The sequence below is a fragment of the Sporosarcina highlanderae genome, assembly GCF_030433715.1.
GTDB classification, from domain to species: domain Bacteria; phylum Bacillota; class Bacilli; order Bacillales_A; family Planococcaceae; genus Sporosarcina; species Sporosarcina highlanderae.
Genome location: NZ_JAROCC010000002.1, coordinates 210,624 through 233,437, shown reverse-complemented (window position 1 = coordinate 233,437; position 22,814 = coordinate 210,624). Strand labels below are relative to the sequence as shown.

The 22,814-nt window shown below is 45.6% G+C and carries 20 protein-coding genes, 1 riboswitch and 1 other annotated feature; of the genes, 17 read left to right on the top strand and 3 right to left on the bottom strand.

Annotated elements, in window-relative coordinates:
• Nucleotides 1–39: 39 nt before the first annotated feature.
• Complete coding sequence (locus P5G49_RS03660) at nucleotides 40–432, bottom strand: thiol-disulfide oxidoreductase DCC family protein (RefSeq protein ID WP_301242097.1); 393 nt, start codon at nucleotides 430–432, stop codon at nucleotides 40–42.
• A gap of 132 nt (nucleotides 433–564) precedes the next feature.
• Here P5G49_RS03660 and P5G49_RS03655 point away from each other — a divergent pair, with 132 nt between their 5' ends.
• Both P5G49_RS03655 and P5G49_RS03650 read left to right on the top strand, forming a co-directional pair.
• The gene (locus P5G49_RS03655) at nucleotides 565–744 is read left to right on the top strand and encodes a hypothetical protein (RefSeq protein WP_301242096.1); all 180 of its coding nucleotides are present in this window, start codon (nucleotides 565–567) and stop codon (nucleotides 742–744) included.
• Between the two features lie 127 nt (nucleotides 745–871).
• Nucleotides 872–1,225: a hypothetical protein gene (locus tag P5G49_RS03650; protein WP_301242095.1), complete on the top strand. Its 354-nt coding sequence runs from the start codon at nucleotides 872–874 to the stop codon at nucleotides 1,223–1,225.
• A 90-nt stretch (nucleotides 1,226–1,315) separates the two neighbouring features.
• Here the strand turns inward: P5G49_RS03650 and metH are convergent, their stop codons facing one another.
• Complete coding sequence (gene metH / locus P5G49_RS03645) at nucleotides 1,316–4,753, bottom strand: methionine synthase (RefSeq protein WP_301242094.1); 3,438 nt, start codon at nucleotides 4,751–4,753, stop codon at nucleotides 1,316–1,318.
• Nucleotides 4,746–6,593 (bottom strand): bifunctional homocysteine S-methyltransferase/methylenetetrahydrofolate reductase, encoded by a 1,848-nt coding sequence (locus P5G49_RS03640; RefSeq protein ID WP_301242093.1) that lies wholly within the window; start codon nucleotides 6,591–6,593, stop codon nucleotides 4,746–4,748. The genes metH and P5G49_RS03640 overlap by 8 nt, the downstream gene beginning before the upstream one ends.
• 81 nt (nucleotides 6,594–6,674) lie before the next feature.
• Nucleotides 6,675–6,781, bottom strand: a riboswitch (SAM riboswitch).
• A 112-nt stretch (nucleotides 6,782–6,893) separates the two neighbouring features.
• On the opposite strand from P5G49_RS03640, the gene P5G49_RS03635 reads away from it, so the two are divergent.
• The 15 genes from P5G49_RS03635 to P5G49_RS03565 all read left to right on the top strand — a co-directional run bounded on the left by P5G49_RS03635 (nucleotide 6,894) and on the right by P5G49_RS03565 (nucleotide 22,799).
• A complete protein-coding gene (locus tag P5G49_RS03635; protein ID WP_301242092.1) occupies nucleotides 6,894–7,076 on the top strand; it encodes a histidine kinase in 183 nt (60 codons plus the stop codon).
• 138 nt (nucleotides 7,077–7,214) lie between these two features.
• Nucleotides 7,215–7,811, top strand: coding sequence for a biotin transporter BioY (locus P5G49_RS03630; protein WP_301242091.1), 597 nt, complete (start codon nucleotides 7,215–7,217; stop codon nucleotides 7,809–7,811).
• Nucleotides 7,812–7,928: 117 nt separating this feature from the next.
• Nucleotides 7,929–9,608: a hypothetical protein gene (locus P5G49_RS03625; protein ID WP_301242090.1), complete on the top strand. Its 1,680-nt coding sequence runs from the start codon at nucleotides 7,929–7,931 to the stop codon at nucleotides 9,606–9,608.
• Nucleotides 9,609–9,795: 187 nt separating this feature from the next.
• Nucleotides 9,796–10,266, top strand: coding sequence for a CtsR family transcriptional regulator (locus P5G49_RS03620; RefSeq protein ID WP_301242089.1), 471 nt, complete (start codon nucleotides 9,796–9,798; stop codon nucleotides 10,264–10,266).
• A 25-nt stretch (nucleotides 10,267–10,291) separates the two neighbouring features.
• Complete coding sequence (locus P5G49_RS03615) at nucleotides 10,292–10,855, top strand: UvrB/UvrC motif-containing protein (protein ID WP_301242088.1); 564 nt, start codon at nucleotides 10,292–10,294, stop codon at nucleotides 10,853–10,855.
• Nucleotides 10,845–11,927, top strand: a complete 1,083-nt coding sequence (mcsB, locus tag P5G49_RS03610) for a protein-arginine kinase McsB (protein WP_301242087.1) — start codon at nucleotides 10,845–10,847, stop codon at nucleotides 11,925–11,927. The genes P5G49_RS03615 and mcsB overlap by 11 nt, the downstream gene beginning before the upstream one ends.
• 184 nt (nucleotides 11,928–12,111) lie before the next feature.
• Nucleotides 12,112–14,556: an ATP-dependent protease ATP-binding subunit ClpC gene (clpC, locus tag P5G49_RS03605; protein WP_301242086.1), complete on the top strand. Its 2,445-nt coding sequence runs from the start codon at nucleotides 12,112–12,114 to the stop codon at nucleotides 14,554–14,556.
• 72 nt (nucleotides 14,557–14,628) lie between these two features.
• Entirely contained in the window at nucleotides 14,629–15,999 is a 1,371-nt protein-coding gene (radA, locus tag P5G49_RS03600; protein WP_301242085.1) for a DNA repair protein RadA, read from the top strand.
• A 123-nt stretch (nucleotides 16,000–16,122) separates the two neighbouring features.
• Entirely contained in the window at nucleotides 16,123–17,226 is a 1,104-nt protein-coding gene (locus P5G49_RS03595; protein WP_301242084.1) for a PIN/TRAM domain-containing protein, read from the top strand.
• Nucleotides 17,227–17,267: 41 nt separating this feature from the next.
• Nucleotides 17,268–17,951 carry a 2-C-methyl-D-erythritol 4-phosphate cytidylyltransferase gene (ispD, locus tag P5G49_RS03590; RefSeq protein WP_301242083.1) on the top strand — a complete coding sequence of 228 codons (684 nt, stop codon included), beginning with the start codon at nucleotides 17,268–17,270 and terminating at the stop codon, nucleotides 17,949–17,951.
• An 11-nt stretch (nucleotides 17,952–17,962) separates the two neighbouring features.
• Entirely contained in the window at nucleotides 17,963–18,439 is a 477-nt protein-coding gene (gene ispF, locus P5G49_RS03585; protein WP_301242082.1) for a 2-C-methyl-D-erythritol 2,4-cyclodiphosphate synthase, read from the top strand.
• A 68-nt stretch (nucleotides 18,440–18,507) separates the two neighbouring features.
• The gene (gene gltX / locus P5G49_RS03580) at nucleotides 18,508–19,971 is read left to right on the top strand and encodes a glutamate--tRNA ligase (protein WP_301242081.1); all 1,464 of its coding nucleotides are present in this window, start codon (nucleotides 18,508–18,510) and stop codon (nucleotides 19,969–19,971) included.
• Nucleotides 19,972–20,039: 68 nt separating this feature from the next.
• Nucleotides 20,040–20,261, top strand: a binding site (T-box leader).
• A gap of 60 nt (nucleotides 20,262–20,321) precedes the next feature.
• Nucleotides 20,322–20,990 carry a serine O-acetyltransferase EpsC gene (epsC, locus tag P5G49_RS03575; RefSeq protein ID WP_301242080.1) on the top strand — a complete coding sequence of 223 codons (669 nt, stop codon included), beginning with the start codon at nucleotides 20,322–20,324 and terminating at the stop codon, nucleotides 20,988–20,990.
• Nucleotides 20,971–22,368, top strand: a complete 1,398-nt coding sequence (gene cysS / locus P5G49_RS03570; RefSeq protein ID WP_301242079.1) for a cysteine--tRNA ligase — start codon at nucleotides 20,971–20,973, stop codon at nucleotides 22,366–22,368. Before epsC ends, cysS begins: the two co-directional genes overlap by 20 nt.
• The gene (locus P5G49_RS03565) at nucleotides 22,365–22,799 is read left to right on the top strand and encodes a Mini-ribonuclease 3 (protein ID WP_301242078.1); all 435 of its coding nucleotides are present in this window, start codon (nucleotides 22,365–22,367) and stop codon (nucleotides 22,797–22,799) included. Before cysS ends, P5G49_RS03565 begins: the two co-directional genes overlap by 4 nt.
• Nucleotides 22,800–22,814: the final 15 nt, after the last annotated feature.

Here is a 22,814-nt window from a genome sequence, read left to right as displayed (position 1 = left end):
ACAAAAAAACCCGAAATGACAAGAAGCATCATTTGGGGGTTAAATAAATCGTTTTCTATCCTCGGGAGATGGAAGCATGCAAGCTTCTTCATTCTTCCCGAACCAGCGATAACGGTTTCGCGCAACATAATCATAAACACCGTCACGGATAAAACGAGGGACGAGTATAAATAGGAAAAGGAGGTGCCATAAGCCGTCAAGTTTCTTTGCGATATGAAGAGCCGCAGCGGACTTCGTATATGCTTTGCCGTTTTCGACAAGGACAAGGCTATCCACATCTGAGGGAATCCGATGCTGCTTCACATACTGTTGGCCGGTTTCACTTTGTAATGAAGAAAAAAGAAAATGTGCAGCGGGATCCCGCTTAATAATGAACTGTACACTGGAGTTGCAGAAATTACATTCCCCATCAAATAACACAACTCGTTTCATAATCGCGCCTCCTTATTATTAATAGTATAACCCTTTTCGATGAAACAAAACGACAGACATCAATCTATACTTCTAATAGTATACTAATAAAAATGCATTACCTTTGGTACAATTTGTTGGAGGTTGAGTAAAATGGAACAACGATTCATTGATCCACTTGAAATGGAACGCAGACGGGACCCAGATTACATCGCATCACTTGATATGATCGACGAAGGCGCGCCTGTCCATTATCCGAACTATGAGTGGGTGACGAGAAAGAAAGAGTCTTCCAGTTTTGATGAAAAAGAACTGCCGCAAACGTATCAGTGATTCAATGAAAGGGCGTTCCCTCTTAGACGGGAAGGTCCTTTTTGTTTGCACTGTATTATTTAAAATGTCTATAGTCGCTCGCCCGTCTGTCCTATACATTTCAACATGTAATAGATGGAGGGGGTGAGTGAAGATGATGATGCAATACGGACATTGTGGGGGACGCTGTGGAGGGCGTTGCGGCGGGCAATGCGGATTTGGAATGCAACCGGCTAATCAAATGCAACCAATCGTATGCCCGACACAATATCGTTGCCACGACCAATTCTTCCCGGTTGAAGTTCCATATGTTCATCCGATTGTTAATGTGAATAGACAACATCCTGTTGTCGTACCACGACACTACTACACCGAAACGACTGAAAACGTTATGGGTGCCCCGGTATTCCCGGGTCAAGGACCAGGATTCGGGCCGGGATTTGGTGGCGGCCGCGGCTTCGGTGGTGGAAGAGGTTTCGGATTTGGCAGAAGACCGTTTTAAAAAAACATGAAAAGCTGTCCCACCAAGCGATTGGTGGGACAGCTTTTCTATTGCCTTTTGGAACAGAATTAATTGGGTTTTATCCACCACTTAATCTACATTGAAATACCTTGCATCGGGATGAGAAAATACGATTGCAGACACAGAGGCTTCCGGTTCCATCATGAATTCCTCCGTCAAATGCACACCGATATCCTCCGGCTTCAACAAACCGAATAGCTTCGCCTGGTCATCTAAGTTCGGACAAGCCGGATAGCCAAAAGAAAAACGTTGCCCTTGGTATTTGGCTGCAAACCGATCGCGCATAGTGAAGTCGGTGGCATCCGGGAAGCCCCATTGATCACGAATTTCCTGGTGGATGCGCTCAGCGAAGCCTTCAGCGAGTTCAAGTGCAGTTGCCTGGAATGCATGACTCTCAAGAAATTTCCCTTCAGCCTTTAACCTGTTCGCATATTCCCTTACTCCATGTCCCGCCGTCACCTGCATGAATGCAACATAATCCATTTCACCACTGTCAACCGTCTTTAAGTAATCGGAAAGGCAGAGGAATGGTTCTTTACTTTGACGAGGAAAGGTAAAACGTTCGATTTCAGTTTTTGAGTCAAGCGGATCATAAATAATCACGTCATCTCCATCTGCTTGTGCGGGGAAAAATTGATACATTCCGGAAGCGGATAAATTACCCGACTCTAAGAAGCCGGTAACAAGTTCATGGAGTTCAACCGCGCGAGCATCGTGAGTTGAGAGCATCTTGTCGACATTTCCTCTTAAGCCTAAATGATGACCAATCAGTGTTCGCATATTTACATACGGATGCAAATGGGAAACCGAATAGTCGCGAAGGACCCTTCGGCGCAAATCCGTAGGTGTGAACACAGGTGCATCTTCCCTAACTGTTTTTACTGGTCTCGGCAGGACGGCAACTGCGGTATCACGAGTCGCCCGAACCGCCTCTAATTCAAGCCGCTTTTCCTGCTGCTTGGTAAGCTCACTCAGTAATGCTTCCTTATCACCGCTTTGTAAACGGTTCGCAAGTTCAAGACCTTGCATCGCATCTTTCGCATAAATAACTGGCCCGTCGTATTCCGTTGCGATCTTCGTCTCCGTGAATCTGCGGGTCAGCGCTGCTCCGCCTACCATGACGGGAGTATCGATGCCTGCTGCTTTAAAATCTTGGGCAGTGAGCACCATCTGTTGCGCCGATTTCACAAGCAAGCCTGAAAGTCCGATAATATCGGGTTTCTCCTTCCGGATGACCTCGATGAGCGTCGCGGGTGTTACCTTAATACCGATATCAATGACGCGATACCCGTTATTACTCAAAATAATATCGACCAAATTCTTTCCGATATCATGGACATCCCCTTTGACCGTTGCCAAAACAATCTTCCCTTTACCGGAATCATCCTCTTTCTTCTCCATGAACTGTTCAAGGAAGGAAACAGAAGCCTTCATCACTTCCGCACTTTGCAAGACCTCCGCTACAATTAGCTGGTTATCATTGAACAGGCGGCCGACCTCCGACATCCCTTCCATCAATGGTCCATTAATGACCTCAAGCGGCGTATCATACATCTTAAGCGCGGCTTCAAGGTCTGGGATTAAGCCTTCCTTTGTTCCCTCGACGACGTAATAGGCGAGCCGCTCAGGAACCGTCTTCGGAATATCGTCCTCCGTTTTTTCCTTCTTCTTATCCCGATAAAAATCAGTGAAATCCGCAAGTGTTTCATCAGTTGTATGGAATAATAGGTCGTTCGCAAGCTTAATTTCGCTTTCGGGAATGGATGCGTAACGTTCCAATTTCTCTGTATTGACAATGGCGTAATCGAGTCCCGCCTGAGTGCAATGGTACAAGTACACCGCGTTCAGGACTTCCCGGCCAACCGGTGGCAATCCGAATGACACGTTACTAACGCCAAGTGTTGTCAACGCCCTTGGCATTTTCTCCTTTATCAATCGTATTCCCTCTATCGTTTCGACTGCCGACCCGATATATTGCTCGTCACCAGTGCCAACAGGGAATACAAGCGGATCGAAAATGATATCCTCTGGGGCGATTCCCCATTTATTCACAAGCAAATCATAAGAGCGTTCAGCGATTTCAAGTTTCCTTTCCCGCGACACTGCCATTCCAATTTCGTCAATCGTCCCAACAACAACAGCTGCACCGAATTTTTTCACAAGGGGCAGAACCGCATCAAACCGCTCCTCGCCGTCCTCCAAGTTGATGGAGTTGATGATCGCTTTCCCTTGGGAGAACTTCAAAGCCTCTTCAATGACCTTCTCATCCGTCGAATCAATGACAAGCGGGACTTTCACCTTTTTGACGACTTCCTGCATGAAGTTCTTCATGTCTTCAAGTTCATCTCGGTCCGGATTCGCGAGGCAAATGTCAAGGACGTGTGCACCGCCACGAACCTGGGCACGTGCAATTTCTGACGCTTCCTCGAACTTTTCTTCGACGATCAATTTTTTGAACTTCCTGGAACCAATGACATTCGTCCGTTCGCCGATTAACAAAGGCCTCATCGTTGGATCGTATAGTAAAGGTTCGATGCCAGAAACGGCATGTTCATGCGCCACTTCCGGTTTATTACGTGGCTGAAGTCTAGCAACTGCTTCCCGAATCGCCCGGATATGGTCTGGCGTCGTTCCGCAACAGCCACCGACCATATTGAGCCATCCTTTTTCTGCGAAGCCTTTCAATTTCTGAGATAAAGAATCCGGCGTTTCATGGTAGTGGCCCTCCTCATCCGGAAGCCCTGCATTCGGATAGCAAGTGACGAAGCTCGTTGCAAGATCGGAAAGCGAGCGTAAATGGTCTGTCATGAACTCGGGACCAGTTGCGCAGTTCAAGCCAACAGAGAGCGGTTTAATATGCTCAATTGAAATATAAAACGCTTCAATGCTTTGCCCAGCGAGTGTCGTTCCCATCGGCTCAATCGTACCGGAAATCATAACAGGCAACTCAAGACCGGTTTCATCGAATGCGCGCTTGATCCCGATTGTCCCTGCCTTCACATTGAGCATATCCTGGCTCGTTTCCATCAATAATAGATCGGCGCCGCCTTCAATCAATGCCTTTGCTTGCACATAGAAATCGTCGGAGAGCTTATCGAAAGTGATACCGCCCGTGACTGAAAGCGTCTTTGTTGTCGGACCGATCGCCCCGGCAACGAAACGCGGCCATTCTTTAGTCGAATAATCGGCTGCGCACTGTTTCGCGATTTGAACGGCTCTTTTATTGATTTCCGAAGTGCGGTGGCCGAGGCTGAATTCATCTAATACAAGGGGAGTGCCCCCGAATGTGTTCGTGCAGATGATATCTGCGCCTGCTTCGAGATAAGCCCGGTGGATTTTGTCTAAGATATCAGGGCGAAGGATATTCAGGTATTCGTTGCAACCCTCATATTCCTCTCCACCGAAATCGTCGGCAGACAAGTCTTCCGCCTGTAGCATCGTACCCATTGCACCGTCGATGATAAGAATTCTGTTTTTCAGTTGTTGTTCGATAAGATGTTTAGGCATGGACAACCTTCCTTTCTTTTTCTGCATCAAGCTCTTGAATATGAGCGATCAATTCTAATGACATGTCATAGCGAAGGAACGGTGTGATGATATAGATGCCGTTGAACAGCTTGGCAGCCGTGTCAATCAGTTCTTTGGAGATGTCGATGCCTTCTTGGGTCGCTCTTTCGCGATCATCTCCGCATGCACGCATCCTTTCCAACACTTCATCGGATAGCTTGATGCCGGGTACTTCGTGATGCAGGAATTCAGCGTTCCGTATAGTTGTTAGCGGCATGATGCCGATGAAAATAGGTGTTTCAAGGTGTTTCGTTGCCTCGTGAATTTCAATGATCTTCTCTTTTGTGTAGACCGGCTGCGTAATGAAATAATCCGCCCCGCATTCAATCTTCTTCTCAAGCCGTTTCACTGCGCGATCAAGGACGCGTACATTCGGGTTGAATGCCGCAGCTACCGAGAATTTCGCCTTTTTTCGGAGGGGTTTCCCAGTGAAAGAAATTCCATCATTCAACTGCTTGATAAGTTGTACTAATTCCATGCTGGAAACGTCATAGACACTTGTAGCGCCTGGAAAATCACCAACTTTTGTCGGGTCACCTGTCACCGCAAGGATGTCGTGAATACCAAGCGCATCGAGCCCCATTAGATGGGATTGAAGTCCGATCAGGTTATGGTCACGGCACGTCAAATGGACAAGTGGCCGCACATTATGCTCATGCTTCAGGATCGACCCCATCGCCATATTGCTGATGCGGGGGGAGGCCAGGGAATTGTCAGCCAGTGTAACCGCATCAACCCCAGCTTCGTATAGAAGATTTGCACCTTCGAAATACTTATCCGTCTCCAGGTGGCGCGGTGTATCAAGCTCTACAATGACCGTCCGTTCCGTTTTTGCTTTTATATGTAACGGCTCATGTTTCGTAGGTTCGGCATCCCGGATGACGATCGGTTTCTGCGGCGAGACGACTTTCTTTGTAATCGGAGGGAATCCCTTCAGTTGCTTTTTAGCAGCCGCGATATGCATTGGACTTGTACCGCAGCAGCCGCCGATTAGACGGACGCCTTCTTCGCGAAGGAATGTTGCTGCCCGACCGAAATAATCGGCTTCGGACGCATAAACAATTCTCCCGTCTTCTACATCTAACAAGCTTGCGTTTGGTGCTGCGGACAGGAATGCATGCTTCGGAAGTGTCACATTCTCGAAAGCCTGGATTGTATGAAATGGTCCTAATCGACAGTTCACACCGACAATATCTGCACCAAGCGCTTCAAGCTGATGCAGTGCATCGTTCAGCTGCATACCGTTTTGCAAAAGCCCTGGTTCATCCATTGAAACTTGGGCGATGATCGGAATGTCGGTCAGCTTCCTCAGGTCAGTGACGACTGACGATAATTCCTCGAAATCATAATACGTTTCCAGTAATAGACCGTCTGGATTGCCGGAGAGCAAGGCGTCCGTCTGTTCTCGCACCATTGACAGCACTTCAGGTAATGACGCGTCGCTCTTTCGGATGCCACGCAGTCCGCCGATTGTCGCTAAAACGTACTGATTGCCGGGAGCTGCAGCCCGCTTTGCAATTTTGATTGCAGCCTCATTAAATTCTTTCACTCTATCTTTTAGTCCGTACCGGGCAAGTTTAAGGGAATTCGCGCCGTATGTGTTTGTCTGGATGATATCGGCGCCGGCAGCAATATAATCTCGATGGATCTTTTCGATTATGTCAGGTTTCTCAACATTTAATTCCTCATAACAAAAGTCAATCCCGTATGAATATAGCAACGTCCCCATTGCACCATCTGCTACAAGTACCTCGTTTTGCAATCGATCAAGTAATTTCATGCCTATCATCCTCCCGATTTTCAGATAAAAATAAAAAGCCTTCTTGAAAAGAAGGCTTTACAAACGCGATAGATTCGCTCCTTCTCATCTTTAAGGTCCCTATGAACCTACTGGAATTAGCACCTTACCGATAACGGCTGGTTGCTGAAGCTTCGACGGGCCAGTCCCTCTGCTTCTCTTGATAAGAATTGTTATTAAGTTGTTCGAATAATTTAAAACATCATACCGTTTATTGTTTAATACGTCAATAGCAGAATTGTGATAGAATGGGCATACGAACAAAACAAGAAGGTGAATACGTTGAGGATTTTCAAGTTTTCAGTTCCGATTGCACTCCTTGTAGCCGGAATTTCGTGGTATATGCTCCATATAAACTTTCAAGAAGTACCGGGAACATCCAGAGTTTGGATAACGATAGGGGCTGCTATTTTAAGTGGAGCGATATCCTATTTCTTATTCCCTAAAAGTGAAGATAAAGAATGATTATCCATAAATCGATAGCAGAAAATGCTGTCGGTTTTTTATTCTATAAATTTGTGTTAACTAAAATAAGAAAAGTGGTTGACCTAATTTGAGTTAACTATTATTCTATTGAAGATAACTTAAATTATGAGGTGGATTATGACAACAGCTACAGTGAAAACGAAAAGCGGTATGAGCGCATTAAGTCTTGTCTATTGCGGGATGTTCTCAGCATTGATGATGATTGGAGCAAATATAACATGGTTTGTGCCATTCCTTGTCGTTGGAGGAGTACCAATAACATTGCAAACCTTCTTTGCGGTGATGGCAGGACTTCTTCTTGGAAGTAGGTTAGGTGCAACCGCGATGACGGTGTATATGATTACCGGGTTGGCAGGAGCACCTATTTTTGCAAAGTTCCAAGGCGGATTCGGGGCCATTTTGCTTCCTACATTCGGCTTCATAGTCTCGTTCATATTGGTTGCGTATATAGCCGGGAAAATTGTCGAAAAGTACGGAAGTTTACGCAGTTATGTCGTTGCGGGTCTTGTTGCCCTTGTCGTAAATTATGTAATCGGGACGAATTGGATGTATTTTGCATATAAATTTTGGGCGGCAGCACCCGAAGCTTTCAGTTATTCGGTAGCTTGGATGTGGATGGTACCGCCATTGCCGAAGGATATTTTACTATCGATTCTTGCCGGGATTTTTGGACACAGGATGTACAAGATACTAAGAGTAAGACGGGCGGTCTAATAAAGACGATCTGCACAGCAACAACTGTGTGGATCGTTTTTTTATAAACGAATCTTAAGGCATGTTCATCCGTATAGTAGAGGAGTGGGTTAATTTATATAGAAGAGAGTGTTAACAATGATAAATTTATTGCTATTTTCACTCGTAATGGGAATCGTATCCGCAGTTATAATCATACCGTTTACTTCCGGGTCGAAAGAAACCCGTGAAGGTTCTTTTGGTCGGATAGGGGCTTTATCCGGGGCGGTAGTTCTTATGGGCTTAGCTACATTTGCGATATATTACCTTACGAATTTGGACAGGAATTGGACATCACTATGGTTCCTGTTGTTAGTTGCGACGATTCTTGGTGTTGTTTTTGCGACTGGTAAGGAAAGAAGCATCAAGGTGGTGCTATTTTTGGCAGCCTTAGCTGTAAGTGCATTTATCCTTAGTGCGCCGCTCTTCAATGCCAATCAAAAATATGAGGCAGTGGAAATGGAACAGCAAGTTGAGATCAAAGCATTCGATGAAACAAAAACACCTGCAAGTGTGCCGCCGCAATTTGCACGGAATAAAATGAAGAAAGCATTCGGGCAAGTGCCGAATACAAGCTATTACGAGTTAGGTCATTTGCAAATCCAAAAAGTGGATGGAAAATTTGTCTATATTGCACCTGTTGAATTTTCCGGATTCTTTAAATGGTGGAATGCAAAGACAACACCCGGGTATTTCACGATGAGCGCTACAGATTCAGCGGACAATCCGAAGTTCGTGAAAACGGAGATGACATACACACCATCTTCTTTTTTCGGCAAGCAAGTGGAACGCCATATGCGAATGGCCAAACCTGAACTGATTTATTATGGCGATGTCCAACTTGAGGTTGATGATGATGGAGAGCCGCATTATATCCGCTCTTATGGAAATTTCATCTCGGCAAGGAACGGATTCGACGTTCAGGGTATCGTAATAGTCGATCCGGCTACAGGAGAAATCAATCAGTATGCACTTTCTAATGTACCGGAATTTGTTGACGGTGCAGTCTCTCCGGAAGCAGTGAGTCTTCAAAATAGCTATTTCGGTAAATACGTCCACGGGTTCTGGAACTCGATTGTAGGAAAAAGGGATGTAAAGCTACCTTCGGATGAAGGAACAGAGGCAAATGTTAGCCCTGTCTTCGATGAAAACGGGCATATGTTTTACTTTACTGATTTCACAAGCCCGAAAGCGGAAGTAGATTCGATGCTTGGGTATGCCTTGACGGATGGTCGAACTGGAAAAGCGATTTATTACACTGGTAATTTGGAAGAGTCCTACATGGATTCGCAAGGAACGCTCCAAATTATCGAGAAGAAATTCATTGAGAAGAAATGGTCTGGTGAAATGCCGGTGCTTTACAATTTCTACGGGGAAGCAAGTTGGTTGACTCCGGTTCTCGATTCAAATGGTTTCTTGCAAAACTATTTCATCGTCTCGGCCGCTAATCCGGAAATCTCTGTTTACGCAAATTCTCCAAATGAAGCTTTAAGGCTTTATAAGACAGCATTGCAACGAGGAGGCAGCACAGTTGACGGCAGCTCAGGTGCTGCGGAAGCGAAAGTGCAAGTTGGTGTAGTTCGGGTTTACAAGGAGCGAGCGGGGGAAGTTATCATTATATCCATTCTTGCCGATGACGGCCGGAATTATATTGTTTCCACCGAAGCCGTGCCGCTTTCGATCTATATTCAAGAAGGTGATCGTCTTGCCATCACATACTACGAAACCGGTGAACTTTTCTTGCCAGTCAAGGAAATGAAAAACATGACAATTGAATGATTAACTGAGGCAGCCTTCAAATTATCGGAGGCTGCCTTTTTTCCGTTTGTTCGTATGTATCTCAACTAAATGTCTCATCCTTTAAACAGATTGCATTTCAATTGCCTTCACAACGTTTTTTCATGTACAATTAAGTCAAAGATAGTCAAAGTCAATGGCTTATCACCAGAAGAAAGAGGTGAGATTAATGCGAAATATTTCAGACATTATTGAAGGGTATTTAAAGGCGATTATCGAAAGTGAAGATAATGGAACTGTGGAAATCAAACGAAGTGAAGTTGCGGAGAAGTTCCAATGTGTCCCTTCTCAAATCAATTATGTCATTAATACGCGTTTCACAGTCGAGCGAGGCTACGCGGTTGAATCGAAGCGTGGTGGCGGGGGGTATATCCGCATTTACAGAGTTCAAACGAATTCGCATAAAGAATTGATCGAGCATATTTTAAATGGTATCCAGCAAGGCGCGACATACACAATGGCGGAGGATATCGTCCACCGGTTAATGGAGGAGGAAGTCATCTCTGAGCGCGAGTCAAGAATCATACTTGCCGCCGTGGATCGAACGACACTCCACCACCCACTACCGGAGCGTGACCTTGTTAGGGCAAGGATTATGCAAGCAATGCTTATGACATTAATCTACAGGCAAATGGAATAGAAATTGACGAATACGAGGTGCAGATATGAATTGCGATAATTGCAATGAACGGCCGGCTTCCGTCATCTTTACACAGGAAAGCGTAAATGGTACGACGGAGCGCCATCTATGTGAAAAATGTGCATTCCAATCACAAATGTTTCACTTTGACCCGAATCAGGAACCGTTGTCAATTCAACAATTCCTTTCGCATTGGTTCGGTGGGAGCGAATCGGTACAACCTTTTCAGCAATCCAGAGAAAGCATGCCTGAGGGACCAACTTGTCCGGAATGTGACCTGACATTCAGGAAATTCCTCGACATTGGGAAGTTTGGATGCCCGACTTGTTATGACACATTTAGGGAGCGATTGCCGCGTGTTTTTGGCAAGCTGCATAATGGTCATACGAAGCATGCAGGGAAAATACCGGTTTCATTCAACAAAATGTTTTCTGTGAAAAAGAAGATCGAAGAGATTCGATTAAAAATGCAGGAAGCGATTCAAGAAGAACGCTTTGAAGATGCTGCTGCCTTAAGGGACGAAGTGAATGAGTTGAAGCTGCATTTGGTGAAAGAGGGCAACGGAGGGGGTGAAGGCAATGTCGATTGATAAATTCATGCGGGGTGCTGTCACTGGTTGGATGGCGTCCCATGGAGAACACTCCGATATTGTCATGTCGACAAGGATTCGGCTTGCCCGTAATTTAAGGGGTTTCCGTTTCCCGATAGCTTTTACTGCTGAAGAGGCGAGACAAGTTGACGAGCAAGCTGCTACTGCCTTGCTTAATTCTGATGAAAAAGGGTATGCCTATATGAAGATGTCTGAATTGCCATCGCTTGATCGACAAGTATTGGTGGAGAAGCATCTTGTCAGTCCACAATTAACGGATCCGAAACGCCATGGTGCGGTACTTCTATCAGAAGACGAAACGTTGAGTATCATGGTAAACGAGGAAGATCACATTCGTATTCAGTGCATCTATCCGGGATTCCAGTTGGAAAATGCATACGAACATGCGGATTCGGTCGATGATTACCTTGAAAAAAAACTGCCCTACGCATTTGACGAGGATTTCGGTTATTTGACAAGCTGCCCTTCGAATACCGGAACTGGCATGCGTGCATCGGTAATGATGCATTTACCGGCGTTGACAATTACGAAGCAGATTGAGCGCATCATTCCTGCCATCACAAGACTTGGCATGGTAGTGAGGGGTAGTTACGGGGAAGGCAGTGAAGCGCCGGGAAATATTTATCAAGTATCAAACCAGACCACTTTGGGTAAACCGGAGAAGGAGATCTTGGCGGATTTAAAGAATATAGCGTTACGGCTAATCGCCCATGAACGTCGTTCACGTGAAATTTTACTTTCCAAGTCACAGGTTGCCCTTTCGAACAAGCTGTTCCGTTCTCTTGGCATTATCTCCTTCGCAAGATTACTACCTTCAGGGGAGGCCGCTCGTTGCCTATCGGATGTTCGTCTCGGTATTGACCTTGGTATTATTAAAGATGTTGATATGTCTATTTTGAACGAATTAATGATTTTCATGCAACCGGGATTCCTTCAACAATATGCCGGATCTGAGTTAACGGCGGAAGAAAGGGATATTTTCCGTGCAAATTTATTCCGTGAACGTCTAAAAATTGAAACACAATCCGAAGATAATAATAAAGAAAATTAGGCAATAATTTTGCACGCCGCTTTTCTATTTATTATACTTAAGTCAAAGATGGTCAAATTCAATTTCATGAAGATGGATTGTTTACAATCTATCAGAATAAAGTAAAGAGAGATCCCAATTCCACGCTTTCGTTAGTGGGGAAAATATAGATGGTAAACATTAAAACAGAAGGAGTGGAATGTATATGATGTTCAATCGTTTTACGCAGCGGGCGCAAAAGGTTTTACAGCTTGCACAAGAAGAAGCGATCAGGATGAAACATGAATCAATTGGTACTGAACATATTTTATTGGGACTGATCCGCGAAGGCGGCGGCATTGCAGCTAAGGCATTGGAAGCGATCGACGTCAGCTTCGATACAATCGAAAAAGGGGTGGAAAGCCTCGTTGGTTCAGGTTCAAAGGAAGTTGGTCCGATTGTCCACTATACGCCAAGGGCGAAGAAGGTTATCGAGTTATCTGTCGATGAATCCCGTAAATTAGGTCATTCATATATCGGGACGGAACATATCCTGTTGGCGCTAATCCGTGAAGGAGAAGGAGTTGCTGCACGCGTCCTAAATAACGTGGGTGTCAGCTTAAACCGTGCAAGACAACAAGTTCTTCAATTGCTTGGTAGCAATGATAGTTCCGTCAACGCGCAAGGGTCAACGTCATCCGCGTCAACGCCGACTCTCGACAGCCTCGCAAGGGATTTGACGGAAGTTGCACGCGAAGGATCATTAGACCCGGTTATCGGTCGTAGCAAGGAAATCACAAGAGTCATCGAAGTTCTTGCAAGAAGAACGAAAAACAACCCTGTCTTAATCGGGGAGCCAGGTGTCGGTAAAACTGCAATCGCAGAAGGTTTAGCATTGCAAATCGTTAATAATGAAGTGCCTGAAATCCTGCGGGATAAGCGCGTCATGACACTTGATATGGGAACGGTCGTAGCGGGAACGAAATACCGCGGTGAGTTCGAGGACCGTATGAAAAAAGTGATGGAGGAAATTCGTCAAGCAGGCAATATCATACTATTCATCGATGAATTGCATACGCTGATCGGAGCAGGTGGTGCGGAAGGTGCAATTGACGCATCTAATATCCTTAAACCATCCCTTGCACGTGGTGAATTGCAATGTATCGGTGCAACTACTCTTGATGAATACCGTAAATATATTGAAAAAGACGCGGCCCTTGAAAGACGTTTTCAACCAATCCAAGTCGATGAGCCGACAGTCGATGAAACAATTCAAATCATAATGGGCTTACGTGACCGTTATGAAGCGCATCACCGTGTGAAAATCACAGATGAAGCAATTGAGGCAGCTGCTAAGATGTCGGACCGGTATATTTCCGACCGTTTCTTGCCAGATAAGGCAATTGATTTAGTCGATGAAGCGGGTTCGAAAGTACGTCTCCGTTCGTATACAACGCCTCCGAATCTAAAAGAGCTTGAAGCGAAATTGGAAGCCATTCGACATGAAAAGAATGCTGCAGTGCAAAGCCAGGAATTCGAAAAGGCGGCATCATTCCGCGATAAAGAACAGAAGATGAAGGAAGAACTTGAAACGACGAAGACGGCATGGAAAGAGAAGCAAGGCAAGAAGGAATCCGAAGTGACCGTCAACGATATTGCTGAAGTTGTCGCAATGTGGACGGGAATTCCTGTTACGAAAATTGCAGAGACGGAAACTGCCAAGCTATTGAACATGGAAGAACTTCTACATGAACGAGTTATCGGACAAAAAGAAGCGGTAACAGCCATTTCAAGGGCAATCCGCAGAGCTCGTGCCGGCTTGAAAGATCCAAAGCGTCCAATTGGTTCATTCATTTTCCTTGGGCCAACGGGTGTCGGTAAGACTGAATTGGCAAGGGCGCTTGCAGAGGCCATGTTCGGAGATGAGGACGCAATGATCCGCATTGATATGTCCGAGTACATGGAAAAGCATGCAACTTCCCGTCTTGTCGGTTCGCCTCCGGGATATGTAGGTTATGATGAAGGCGGACAGTTAACTGAGAAGGTGCGCAGAAAACCATATTCAGTAGTTTTACTTGACGAAATTGAAAAGGCGCACCCGGATGTTTTCAACATCCTACTTCAAGTTCTTGAGGATGGAAGATTGACGGATTCGAAGGGCCGAACTGTCGATTTCCGCAACACGGTCGTCATCATGACGTCAAACGTCGGAGCGGACACATTGAAAAAGAACCGGTATGTCGGATTCAATTTGAATGATGGCGATCAGGATTACGAAGGCATGAAGTCAAATATGCTTGACGCGTTGAAAAAAGCGTTCCGTCCTGAGTTCCTAAACCGTGTGGATGAAATGATCGTGTTCCACTCACTTGAAAAGGATCACCTACGAGAAATCGTTTCGCTAATGTCTGATGAGTTGACAAAGCGTCTTGCAGAACAGGATATCACTTTGGAATTGACGGAAGCGACGAAATTGAAAATTGCTGAAGAAGGGTATGACCCTGAATATGGTGCACGTCCATTGCGCCGTGCGTTGCAAAAGCATGTCGAAGACCGCTTGTCTGAAGAGCTTTTAAGTGGAACTGTCCTTGTTGGCGGCAAAGTGATTGTAGACGTCGAGGATGATAAATTCGTCGTAAAGACTGAACAAGCAGCAGTAGTAGAAAAATAATAATAGGATGGCCCTCCCGTAGTGTTTGCTGTCTACTGGGGAGGGCTATCCTTTTCGCATATGGAGGTATATATGGCAAAAAGGAAAACGAAATTCATGTGTAGGGATTGTGGGTACGAGTCACCAAAATGGATGGGGAGATGCCCGGGTTGCGGTGAATGGAATACGATGGACGAGGAAGTTGAAATAATAAGTAAAGGTCCACGAGGCGCTTTCCAACATACAGAGACAACCCATCAAAAAGCGATGCCGATCGGCTCGATTCAAACAGCTGCAGAGCCAAGGGTCAAAACGGAGTTAGGCGAACTGAACCGCGTTCTTGGTGGCGGGATTGTTCCCGGGTCATTAATCCTGATCGGCGGCGATCCGGGAATCGGGAAATCGACCTTGTTACTACAAGTTTCGTCGCTTCTTGCTAACCAAAACCAACGTGTCCTTTACATATCAGGGGAAGAGTCAATCAGGCAGACGAAGCTTCGCGCCGAACGTCTTGGTGTCACTTCAGACGAGCTTTATATATATGCGGAGACCGATTTGGCCAAAATACATGAGACGATAAACGACGTGCAACCGAAATTTGTCATCGCCGACTCTATTCAGACAATCCATCACCCTGAAGTTACATCCGCTCCAGGCAGTGTATCTCAAGTGAGGGAATGTACCGCAGAATTGATGCGCATAGCAAAGACGCAAAATATTGCCATCTTTATTGTCGGTCATGTGACAAAAGATGGACAGATAGCAGGTCCGCGTCTCCTTGAGCATATGGTGGATACAGTGCTGTATTTTGAAGGTGAACGTCATCATACGTACCGAATATTACGCAGTGTGAAAAACCGCTTCGGTTCCACCAATGAGATTGCAATATTCGAAATGCTGCAGTCAGGGCTGAAGGAAGTGCTGAACCCTTCTGAGTTGTTCTTACGGGAGAGATCACAAGGAGGCGCGGGGTCCACGGTTGTGGCATCTATGGAGGGTACCCGCCCGATATTAGTCGAAATCCAAGCGCTTGTCACACCGTCAAGTTTCAATTACCCGAAACGGATGGCGACAGGGATTGATCAAAACCGGGTTTCTCTTCTAATGGCAGTCTTAGAGAAAAGAATGGGTATGCTTTTGCAAACACAGGATGCGTATATAAAGGTCGCGGGTGGTGTTAAGCTTGACGAACCAGCCATTGACCTAGCTGTCCTTGTAAGCATTGTCTCAAGTTTCCGTGATGCATCCGCGGGGGGGATGGACTGTTTTATCGGAGAAGTCGGACTGACTGGGGAAGTGCGTCGGGTTTCCCGTATTGAACAACGTGTCATCGAGGCAGCGAAATTAGGATTCGAACGGGTCTTCATTCCATCCTCCAATATCGGGGGCTGGGATTTTCCGGAAGGAATTCAGGTAGTTGGTGTCGAAACCGTAAAGGAAGCATTAACTATCGTGTTCTCTTGAGAAACTTTTGTACCTAAGGGAAAGTCCTACTTTTGACGGGAATACGCCGTTTTGGATGGTCCAGAACGGCGTAGGGAATGGAAAACGTGTATAGTTGACAGTAACGAAATGGAGGTGTTGTGTATGTTGAAAAGAGTAGTTCAAGTTGGATTTCTGCTCATAGGGGGCACTCTCGGCGTCTTATTCTTACCGTATTTATTTACTTTATCTTCTTATACTTCCAAGCCGATGATTGATAATCCTTATGTAGCGGCAATCTTAGGGGCGATATTATTTTATTTGCTAAGTCTATTTTTAGCAGAGCCGATTGTAAATTTCATTAAATGGATAGAGGATCGGTTATTGAAGGCCCCTATTTTCGATTTACTGTTCGGGACAATCGGTCTGATGGTCGGGTTAAGTGTCGCCTTTCTTGCCAGTTTCGGACTAAGTGGTTTGGAAATCCCGTTCATCACATCAATCTTGCCGGTAGTACTTTTCATTTTTCTTGGATACTTAGGATTTCAGGTCGGCTTCAAAAAGCGAGAAGAGTTTTCACATGCAATCTTTGCAGCGAGGAGCAATAATCCAAAGAAAAAGGATGGCATAGAGGCTGTCGGCAAACCTGTCAATAAAGTGCATAAAATCCTGGATACGAGCGTCATTATTGATGGGAGAATTGCAGATATTGCTGCCACAGGATTCCTTGAAGGCCTGCTTGTCGTCCCGCAATTTGTTTTAACGGAACTCCAGCATATTGCGGATTCCTCGGATTCATTGAAACGTACGAAGGGTAGACGAGGTCTTGATGTACTCAAACGCCTTCAAACCGACGATGGCCCGAATATTTTAATCACAGATGAAGACTTCAGCGATGTGGCAGAGGTCGATTTGAAGCTTGTCCGTCTTGCGAAAAGCATGAAAGGGATTGTAGTGACAAACGACTTCAATTTGAATAAAGTGGCGGATTTACATGGTGTGTCCGTATTGAACATTAATGATCTTGCGAATGCGGTGAAGCCGGTCGTAATTCCGGGCGAAGAGATGCATGTCGTCGTCATTAAGGATGGAAAAGAACATAATCAAGGGGTCGCCTATTTAGATGACGGAACAATGATCGTCATTGAAGATGGTAGATCGCATATCGGGAATGCAATTGACGTCATCGTTACGAGTGTATTGCAAACTTCTGCCGGCCGAATGATCTTCGCGAAGCCAAAAAATGGCAAAAGCGCTAAGTCCCACTAATGCCCCCTAATGTCCAACAAGAGAAAGTTGAGGAACGTTTAATGAAGAAGTATACTGTGATGCTCCCAGCGGCAGGGAGCGGACGGCGCATGGGTGCTGGATTCAATAAGTTGTTTCTGCAAATGGCAGAAAAGCCGATCCTTATTCACACATTGGAAGTATTTGAAAAGGATGAGCATTGTTCAGGGATGATTCTTTCGGTGAAAATTACAGAGAAGCAGAAAATCGAAAAGATGCTTGAACGTTTTGGTATAACGAAAGTGAAGGCGCTTGTTGAGGGTGGTGAGGAGCGGCAGCATAGTGTTGCTGCTTGCATCCGGGCCCATCAGTCTGGAGGGATTGTTCTTGTGCATGATGCGGCAAGACCTTTCATTGACCAGAACGTCATCCGCAAGCTTGTGGACGTCGCTGCAGAACACGGGGCCGCAATTGCCGGAGTCCAGGTGAAGGATACGATGAAATTTGCGCCCGATGGTATTGTCGAAGAAACGGTGGATCGTTCGAAGCTTTGGGCAATCCAGACACCGCAAGCGTTCAAGTATGAGTTATTAAAAGAGGCCACTGATAAGGCAGAAGTGGATGGTTTCTTAGGGACTGATGAGTCGATGATTGTCGAACGTCTTGGCCATCCCGTAAGAATTGTGGAAAGTACGTATGATAATGTTAAAATGACAACTAAGGAGGATCTGCTGTTTGGCGAGGTCCTCTTGAAACGTAGACAGTAGGAGGATTTCAGATGATTCGAATTGGACAAGGGTTTGATGTGCATCAGTTTGAGGAGGGTCGGCCTTTAATTATCGGCGGAATTACAATCCCTCACGATAAAGGATTAACGGGGCATTCCGATGCGGATGTACTTTTGCATACAGTAACCGATGCGGCGCTTGGGGCAATCGGAGAGGGAGATATCGGAAGACACTTCCCGGATACGGATGCGGCATTCAAGGACGCGGATTCAGCGGTCCTCCTTCAAAAGGTGTGGGAAATTGTTGAGGAAAAGGGCTATAAATTGGGTAATATTGATTGTACAATTATCGCGCAAAGACCAAAAATGGCGCCTCATATCGAAACAATTCGTGCCCGCATTGCAGAATTACTTCAGGCGGACATAACGCAGGTAAACGTTAAAGCAACGACTACTGAGAAATTAGGATTTACAGGAAGGGAAGAGGGGATTGCCTCAATGGCAACGATTCTTCTTCAAAAAGCCTGATCCTTTTAAAAAGTCTTTTTGAATGATAAAATTACAGAGCAATTAACGATGATCGGAGATGCACTCAAATGACAAAAGAAGTACGTGTACGTTATGCGCCAAGTCCAACTGGCCATTTACATATCGGCGGAGCTCGGACTGCATTGTTCAACTATCTATTCGCCCGGCACCATGGTGGAAAATTCATCGTTCGAATCGAAGATACCGATACGGTTCGGAATATCGAAGCAGGTGAACTATCCCAACTGGACAACTTGAAGTGGCTTGGAATCCATCATGATGAATCTGTCGATATTGGCGGGGAGTACGGACCTTATCGCCAAATGGAACGCCTTGATATTTATACGAAATATGCACAAGAGATGCTTGATAAAGGGCATGCCTATAAATGTTTCTGTACGCCTGAAGAACTGGAGGCGGAGCGTGAAAAACAGAAGGCTGCGGGTGTAGCGGCACCTATGTACGCAGGTACATGCCGCAATTTGACAGCTGAAGAAGTAGCTGAAAAGGAAGACGCGGGCATGCCTTACACAATACGCATGCGAGTACCTGAGAACGTTACATACACGGTCGACGATTTAGTGCGTGGAGAAGTCACTTTCGAATCTAAAGACGTTGGCGACTGGGTGCTTGTAAAAGCGAATGGCATCCCGACATACAATTTTGCAGTTGTCGTCGATGATCATCTTATGGAAATTTCACACGTCTTCCGTGGTGAAGAGCATTTGACGAATACACCTAAACAATTGATGGTCTACGATGTGTTCGGATGGGAATACCCACGTTTCGGACATATGACATTGATTGTTAACGAAGATCGTAAAAAGCTTTCGAAACGTGATGAGTCAATCATCCAATTCATCTCTCAATACAAGGACCTTGGTTACTTGCCTGAAGCGATGTTCAACTTCTTCGCGTTATTAGGATGGTCACCAGGCGGGGAAGAAGAAATCTTCTCCCATGATGAATTAGTTAAACTATTCGACGAAAGCCGACTATCCAAATCACCATCGATGTTCGATAAACAGAAACTAACGTGGATGAATAACCAGTATGTGAAAAAACTGAACTTGGATGAAGTAATCGATTTGACTTTACCGCATCTTCAAGCAGCTAACCGCGTTAGTGAAAATATGACAGAAGAAGAGCGTCAGTGGGTACACGACCTAATCGCCCTTTACCAAGCGCAATTAAGTTACGGTGCAGAGATCGTCGACCTGACCGCCCAATTCTTCAATGACCATATTGAATATGATGAACAATCCAAGGAAATACTTGCGGGTGAACAAGTTCCGGAAGTTATGGCATCCTTTAAACAACAATTGAGCGAACTTGAAACATTCGATCCGGCTTCAATTAAAGCCGCCATCAAAGCCGTTCAAAAGGAAACCGGCCATAAGGGGAAAAATCTATTCATGCCTATCCGTGTTGTCGCGACTGGCCAAGCACACGGACCTGAACTACCAGATTCCATTGCGTTAATCGGCAAAGAAAAAACAATCGAACGAGTTTCGAAATACGCCGGAGCTTAATATAGTTGACTTAATGCATAATCGTTGTACAATTGACGTACAATCATTGAAAACGACATAAAGTAAAAAGTAAAGCTTTGATAAGGAGAAGTACACAATGCACGCTCTACAGAGAGGATCATCACCGGCTGAAAGTGATCCGTGCCCCTGCATCGTGGAAATGCCCCTTTGAGCGCCGTGCCGAACACTACAGTAGGCCGGACGCATCGCCAGCGTTAAAGGCATCAAGCGGGTAGAAGATTCACGTATTCTGCCAAGCGGAGTGGAACCGCGCATATTGCGCCTCTGTCTATATATGGACAGGGGCGTTTTTGTGTTTTTGAGAAATATACAAGGGGAGGTCGAGAAAAGTGTTTCGTAGGATGAGAGAAGATATACAATGCATATTTGAACAGGATCCTGCAGCACGGAGTACGTTGGAAGTTGTACTAACGTATTCCGGCCTCCATGCAGTATGGGCACACAGAGTTGCCCACGCATTTTACAAGAAGAACATGTTGTTTTTGGCGAGAGTCATTTCACAGATCAGCCGGTTCTTCACAGGAATTGAAATTCATCCGGGGGCAACGATTGGCAGGCGTCTATTTATCGACCATGGTATGGGAATTGTCATCGGTGAGACTTGTGAAATAGGCGATGACGTTACGCTCTATCAAGGCGTTACGTTAGGAGGAACTGGCAAGGAGAAAGGGAAGCGACATCCGACTCTTGAAAATAATGTACTTGTCGCATCGGGCGCGAAAGTATTAGGTTCGATTACGATAGGTGAGAATAGCAAGGTTGGGGCGGGCTCTGTCGTTCTAAAAGATGTGCCGCCTGACTCGACGGTCGTCGGCATACCCGGTACAGTCGTCATATCGAATGGCGTTCGGGTGAAGGATAAACACGATCATCAAAATTTACCGGACCCTGTTTCAGATATTTGTAATCGACTTGAAAACGAAATTGCGGAATTGAAAAATCGGCTTAAAAAACTGGAAAAGAAGGAAGGGGAAACCGATGAGTATTCAAATTTATAATACACTTACACGCAAGAAGGAGCCTTTCATCCCAATGGAGGAAGGGAAAGTTAAAATGTATGTGTGCGGACCTACCGTTTACAACTACATTCATATCGGTAACGCAAGACCAGTCATTGTTTTCGATACAGTGCGACGCTATTTGGAATATCGTGGGTTTGACGTGAATTACGTCTCCAACTTCACGGATATCGACGACAAAATCATCAGGACGGCCAATGAGCTTGGAGAAGAAGTCGGCGAACTCACCGACCGATTCATCAACGCCTATTTCGAAGATGTCGGTGCACTTGGTTGCGCAAAGGCGGATGCACATCCGCGAGTAACAGAACATATCGGTGACATCATCGCATTCATCCAAGTGCTGATCGAAAAAGGTTTTGCCTATGAAGCACAGGGAGACGTCTATTACCGGACGCGAAAGTTTGATGGATACGGGAAATTGTCCCATCAGTCAATCGATGAGTTGAAAGTCGGGGCACGTATTGAGGAAAGCGAAATTAAAGAAAACTCGCTGGACTTCGCGTTATGGAAATCCGCAAAAGAAGGCGAGATTTCATGGGAAAGCCCATGGGGCCACGGGCGACCAGGTTGGCATATCGAATGTTCTGTAATGGCAAGGGAGCATTTGGGTGATACGATTGACATTCATGCAGGTGGTCAGGATTTAACATTCCCTCATCATGAGAATGAAATTGCGCAATCAGAAGCGATGACGGGCAAGCAATTCGCGCGTTTCTGGATGCATAATGGGTATATTAATATTGATAATGAAAAAATGTCTAAATCACTTGGAAACTTTGTCCTTGTCAACGACATACGTAAGCAGATTGACCCAAGAGTACTTCGCTTTTTCATACTCTCCGTCCATTACCGACACCCTGTCAATTTTGCGCAGGAACTTGTGGAAAGCGCTGCGAATGGATTGGACCGTATTCAAACGGCTTATACGAATTTGAAACACCGGTTGAAATCGTCAACGGAATTAGGTGACCAACAGGATATTTGGAAGAATAAAGTGGATGAAGCTGTACGTTTATTCGAAGTTGCGATGGATGATGACTTTAATACGGCAAATGGCATTGCAGCCATTTTCGAGCTTGTGAAGGTTGCGAATTTATATCAGTTAGAAAAGAATACGCAGACGGAAGTCCTTAATTCCTTCATATCCGCTTTCGAACACCTGATGGAAGTGTTAGGCTTGCCGTTCGCAGATGAAGATTTGTTGGATGACGAGATTGAAGCGCTCATCGAAGAACGTCTGACAGCACGCCGTGAAAGGAATTTCGGTCGTTCGGATGAAATCAGGGATCTATTGAAAGATAAGGGCATCATTCTTGAAGATACCGCACAAGGAACGCGGTGGAAGAGGGGATGACAGATGTGTACACGTTGCGTGATGCAGATGTAAAACAACTGAACGCGCTTGCGCTTGCCTATATGGGAGATGCGGTTTACGAGCAGGCGGTACGAGAGCATTTGCTGCGCTTGGGTCGGGTTAAGCCGAACATCCTTCATAAAGAAGCGACTCGTTATGTTTCCGCCAAAGCCCAGGCGTCAGCCGTCAAAATGATGCAGGATACCGGCTTCCTCTCTGAAGAAGAGGAAGCGGTCTTGCGCCGTGGCCGAAATGCGAAATCGGGATCCGTCCCTAAAAATACCGACGTTGTGACATACAATCATAGCTCGGGTTTCGAGGCGGTCCTTGGATATTTATATTTGCTTGGAAGAGATGATCGGGTAAAGGAATTCATTAGTGAAACGATACGCTTTATTGAAAACGGAAAGTCAGAAAACGGAAAATCCTAAAGAGGAGGGAATAAC